This is a genomic window from Sulfuricurvum sp. RIFOXYD12_FULL_44_77 (assembly GCF_001830725.1).
GTDB classification, from domain to species: Bacteria; Campylobacterota; Campylobacteria; order Campylobacterales; family Sulfurimonadaceae; genus Sulfuricurvum; species Sulfuricurvum kujiense_A.
Window position 1 is genome coordinate 1 of record NZ_MIBU01000216.1, and the last position, 5,296, is coordinate 5,296.

Annotated in this window: 5 protein-coding genes and 1 rRNA gene; 4 read left to right on the forward strand and 2 right to left on the reverse strand. The window is 46.0% G+C overall.

The annotated features are described in order from the left end of the window. Positions 1-969: ribosomal RNA gene (locus A2517_RS07825) — 16S ribosomal RNA — on the reverse strand; the annotation flags it as partial. 456 nt (positions 970-1,425) lie between these two features. Here A2517_RS07825 and A2517_RS07830 point away from each other — a divergent pair. From A2517_RS07830 to A2517_RS07840, 3 genes are read left to right on the forward strand one after another with little or no spacing between them, the layout of a single operon-like run. Then, on the forward strand, positions 1,426-2,133 hold the full coding sequence (locus A2517_RS07830; protein WP_294895799.1) for a Bax inhibitor-1/YccA family protein: 708 nt from the start codon (positions 1,426-1,428) through the stop codon (positions 2,131-2,133). Beyond that, positions 2,123-2,542 carry a thiamine-phosphate pyrophosphorylase gene (locus A2517_RS07835; protein ID WP_294895807.1) on the forward strand — a complete coding sequence of 140 codons (420 nt, stop codon included), beginning with the start codon at positions 2,123-2,125 and terminating at the stop codon, positions 2,540-2,542. Before A2517_RS07830 ends, A2517_RS07835 begins: the two co-directional genes overlap by 11 nt. Then, positions 2,539-3,762 carry a TIGR03862 family flavoprotein gene (locus A2517_RS07840; RefSeq protein WP_294895801.1) on the forward strand — a complete coding sequence of 408 codons (1,224 nt, stop codon included), beginning with the start codon at positions 2,539-2,541 and terminating at the stop codon, positions 3,760-3,762. The genes A2517_RS07835 and A2517_RS07840 overlap by 4 nt, the downstream gene beginning before the upstream one ends. 1 nt (position 3,763) lies before the next feature. On the opposite strand, the gene A2517_RS07845 is transcribed toward A2517_RS07840, so the two are convergent. Continuing rightward, the gene (locus A2517_RS07845) at positions 3,764-4,138 is read right to left on the reverse strand and encodes a hypothetical protein (RefSeq protein ID WP_294895803.1); all 375 of its coding nucleotides are present in this window, start codon (positions 4,136-4,138) and stop codon (positions 3,764-3,766) included. 99 nt (positions 4,139-4,237) lie between these two features. On the opposite strand from A2517_RS07845, the gene A2517_RS07850 reads away from it, so the two are divergent. Further along, a partial coding sequence (locus A2517_RS07850) for a protein kinase (protein WP_294895805.1) occupies positions 4,238-5,296 on the forward strand: 1,059 nt, incomplete at its 3' end.

Below are 5,296 nucleotides of genomic sequence, written 5' to 3' on the forward strand. Positions count from 1 at the left end.
ATGTCAAGGCCAGGTAAGGTTCTTCGTGTATCTTCGAATTAAACCACATGCTCCACCACTTGTGCGGGTCCCCGTCTATTCCTTTGAGTTTTAATCTTGCGACCGTACTCCCCAGGCGGAATGCTTAATCTGTTAAGTGCATCACCGAAGAGACGAGCTCCCCGACGACTAGCATTCATCGTTTAGGGCGTGGACTACCAGGGTATCTAATCCTGTTTGCTCCCCACGCTTTCGTGCCTCAGCGTCAGTATCATCCCAGCAGATCGCCTTCGCTTTTGATATTCCTAGTGATATCTACGGATTTTACCCCTACACCACTAATTCCATCTGCCCCTTCTGAACTCTAGGCTCCCAGTTTCAAATGCAGTTCAATGGTTAAGCCATTGGATTTCACATCTGACTTAGAAGCCAGCCTACGCACCCTTTACGCCCAGTGATTCCGAGTAACGCTTGCACCCTCCGTATTACCGCGGCTGCTGGCACGGAGTTAGCCGGTGCTTATTCAAGAGGTACCGTCATTATCTTCCCTCTTAAAAGGAGTTTACACACCGAAATGCGTCATCCTCCACGCGGCGTTGCTGCATCAGAGTTTCCTCCATTGTGCAATATTCCTCACTGCTGCCTCCCGTAGGAGTCTGGACCGTGTCTCAGTTCCAGTGTGTCTGATCATCCTCTCAAACCAGATACCCGTCATAGCCTTGGTGAGCCATTACCTCACCAACTAGCTGATAGGACATAGACTGATCTCTTAGCGAAAAAACTTTCCCGACTCGTCTTATAACGAGAAGGAGTATCTGGTATTAATCACCGTTTCCAGTGGCTATCCCAAACTAAGAGGTACATTATCTATGGTATACTCACCCGTGCGCCACTAATCAGAAAGAGCAAGCTCTTTCATCATCGTTCGACTTGCATGTGTTAGGCACGCCGCCAGCGTTCACTCTGAGCCAGGATCAAACTCTCCATAATTGGTTTGTCCAATCCTATGACCCAAGATGTTAAAATCATTGGCTTCATAAATTGTTATCTATTTTACTTTTTGGTGATTGGTTAACCCAATCAAAGTAAATAGACGGTTGTTGTATTGTGTTGACATTAAAGGTCAACGTCTTCGAGATTGTCTCGAACCGTTTAACCTACTTAGTTTTCAATGATCGCAAACTCAAACTCTAGGTCTTAACTCAAGGCCTATCAGCGTTTGTGGACGGGAATTATAGGGGAAATCAACAAAGAAGTCAAGAGGTTTTTACGCAAATATCAAAAATATGGCAAAAAGTTTTTATTTTCTATTTCTCTGCTCTAAAACTGTAACATTTCTACTCATTTTACCCTATTGAGCTCCTCTATTTATCTTCATAATCAAATGAACGGTTAATCAAACTCTTGTATAATCACTTTCATAAAAACCCTTATAAGGAAAAAGCTATGGCTTTATATGATCGCGAATACGCACGAGAAGGTGCTTTTGGTTACGAGAGCGCTCACAAGAGTGAAGCGCAGATCGTTTCGTTTGTAAAAGATACCTATAAATTGTTTGCCGCTTCAATGTTGGCAGGCGGTGTAGGTGCTTATGTCGGTATGCCGTTTGCGGGAATCGTTGCGGCGAATTACTGGTGGATTGCTATCCCTTGGATGCTGTTCGGTATGTTTGGTCTTCAAATGATCAAAAACAAACCTGGCGTTAATATGATCGGATTGTTCACCTTTACGTTTGCAAGCGGTGTTATTATTACTCCGCTTCTCAGCCACATCCTCGGGATGGCAGGCGGAGCGACGATCGTCGGAAATGCGTTTTTTATGACGGCAGCGTTGTTCGGCGGATTGAGTTTCTTTGCGATTAAAAGTTCTAAAGACTTTACAACGTGGACGAAACCGATAATGATCGCTTTCTTTATTATATTGGCAGTCTCATTGATCAACGTGTTTTTCTTGAAAAGCCCGATCCTCTATGTAGCGATTCAAGCCATCTTCTTGCTTGTTATCAGCGTCATGGTGTTGATCGATACCCAAAACGTTATCCGCGGTGCCTATGAAACACCGATGGACGGTGCTATTGCCCTTTATCTTGATTTCTTTAATCTATTTGTAACTATGCTCCAACTCTTCGGAATCTTTGGTGGCAGTGACGAATAACTTCCTCCCCCCGGAACTCCTCCGGGTGGTGGATGCCAATCTCAACCGTCTCAAAGAGGGAATCCGTGTGATTGAGGATATAGCGCGCTATGTTCACAATGACAAGGAACTTTCAACCTCCCTTAAAAATCTCCGTCACCAATGCCGCATCGAACCCCTCGAACCACTCCTCGCCTCACGTGACAGTGTGAATGATGTCTTGCGTCCGAGTATGCAGAGCGAAATGAACCGTACCGATCTTAGAAGTATTCTGATTGCCAACTATAAACGGGGACAAGAATCTTCCAGAGTACTAGAAGAACTCTATAAGATAGTAGACCCCGCTTTGAGTGAACAATTCAAACATATCCGCTATGAACTCTATACATTAGAAAAGAAAAACCTTTTAGACTCCAACGAGAGTCATTGAAATCCCAAAAAATCGCCATTGTCGGAGCAGGCCCTGCCGGTTTGATGGCCGCAGATATTTTATCCGCTGCAGGGATGAGTGTCGATGTTTTTGAATCCAAGCCCTCTGTCGGGCGAAAATTTCTTATGGCAGGCAAAGGGGGATTAAACATTACCCACAGTGAGCCTATGGATGATTTTATACGCCGCTATGATCATAGCGAGTGGCTGAAACCTATGATAGAGGCCTTTGATCCTAATGCCATTCGAGTGTGGATGAAAAGTTTGGGCGTGGATTCGTTCATCGGGTCATCGGGAAGGGTTTTTCCTACCGAGATGAAAGCCGCACCGTTGCTACGCCGCTGGCTCTCTTCTTTGAAAAAACGGGGGGTTCGCGTCCATTGCCGCCATTATTGGACGGGTTTTAGCGATGAGGGAGATTTACGTTTCACAACGCCTGAGGGTGAAAAAACCGTGGCAACCGATGCGACGATTTTAGCTCTAGGGGGCGGAAGCTGGGCAAGTCTCGGCTCAGACGGTGCGTGGGTCACTATTTTAGCGCGCAGGGGTGTGAACATCAGCCCGCTATTACCCTCTAACTGTGGTTTCAAAGCAACATGGTCTCCGTTTTTACAACCCCATTTAGGAAAACCGTTAAAAAATATATCGGGATGGGTTGAAGGAGCCGAAGAGAGTATCAGCTCCTCCGAAGCCGTTTTAACAACGTATGGAATCGAGGGGGGATTGGTCTATGCGCTCTCCCGTCCGCTTCGAGAGGAGATCATCTCAGAGGGATCGGCAACACTTTATTTAGACCTTTTGCCCCATATCACTGAAAACGCCTTAATATCACGGCTTACCTCATCGGGAAAACAATCATGTGATAACCTATGGCGCAAAGCGGGTTTGGAGGGGGTTAAAGCGGCACTTCTTCGAGAAGCATTGCCGAAAGAGAAATGGCATGACCCTCTCAGTGTTGCGGCCTATGTTAAAAAGTATCCCATCACACTCTATGGGATGCAACCGATAGAAGAAGCGATTAGCACTGCCGGCGGAGTGATGCGTGAAGCACTGAATGAGGATCTTATGTTGCACGCCATGCCGAATGTATTTTGTGCGGGTGAAATGCTCGATTGGGATGCACCGACGGGCGGTTACCTCTTAAGTGGATGTTTTGCCAGCGGTGTGTTCGCGGCAAAAGGTGTTTTAAAAATACTAAGCGGAGAAAAAAGAAGTTGCTGAATCAGTGACGGCACTCACCGTCATGACAATGGGTTTGCTGCACAACATACTCTTCAGAAACATGAAGATTACTACAGGAATCAAGAAGCCCGTAAAGCTCCATCTCCGCTCCGGTGATATGACGAACCATCTTTCCTTTCCCATCAAGAAAGACAAACACTTCATATTTGTGTTCATTCTTTTTGATATGCTGAGAAAAAATGACGTACTCCGCTTTTTTAAGTTCAGGGAAGTGAGTACAAGAGGCAATATATTTTTCACACAATTTATTGATTTTTTTAATTTCCAGAAATTCAGACTGAATCGCATCTCGAAGTACCGGCATAAGATCCGGCATAACCTCTTTTAGATTATCGTATTTTTCGATCCCTAACATCTTATTCTCCTGATTTGAATTCTATTATTAGGGATAGTATAACGGTTTAGTTCAAATATCGGTAAAATTCCGACATTAACTGATTTAGAAAAGGGCTTTATGCAAACATTGGCACAACTGCGCTCCGGAGAACTTCAAGGGATCACGCGACTAACTCTTGCAGAAAGCCTCACCGCTTTTCCTGAGGAGATATTCGATCTGGCCGATACCCTTGAGATTCTCGATTTAAGCAATAATTGCCTCTCCTCACTCCCTGAAGATATCAGCAGACTCACCAAACTGAAAATCGCCTTCTTCTCCAATAACCGCTTTACCTCCGTCCCCTCATTCAAAGGGTGCGAACACCTTTATATGATAGGGTTTAAAAGCAATCAGATTGAAACGTTTGGGGAAGAGGTTCTCCCCGACACGATCAGCTGGCTCATCCTGACCGACAACCGCCTCACATCACTCCCAAGCTCTATCGGCAAACTCCACAAACTGCAGAAATGCGCACTGGCCGGAAACCGTCTCGAAACGCTCCCTGATGAGATGGCGCAATGTCGAAATCTCGAACTCCTCCGCCTCTCGGCCAATAACCTCCAAGCAATCCCCACATGGCTGTGGAATCTACCGAAACTCTCATGGCTCGCGTTTTCAGGGAATCCATGCAGTCCAAAGGCTCAGTTTGAGCTTCAAGCTATACCCTTCGAATCATTAGAAGTCAAAGAGAAATTGGGTTCGGGAGCTTCAGGGGATATTTACAAAGCCTATTCGAAACTGCACGAAGAGGAGGTGGCACTGAAACTTTTCAAAGGTGCCATCACGAGTGACGGATACGCGCACGATGAGATGAATGCATATATGAGTACAGGTAAGCATCCGAACCTCATTAAAGTCCTCTCAAAGCTAGCAGGGGACGAGCGTCTGGGGTTGGTGCTCGAATACATCCCGAATGTTTATCGCAATCTGGGGCTTCCTCCCGATTTTGAGACCTGCACCCGTGATACGTTCACCGCAGAAACCTCTTTTACCCCTGAAACCATCTTCGACGTGGCAAAAGGGATTGCTTCTGCCGCAGCGCACTTACACGCACGAGGTTTAATGCACGGCGACCTTTACGCCCACAACATCCTCATCAACGACGAAGATCACTGCTATCTCGGAGATTTCGGAGCG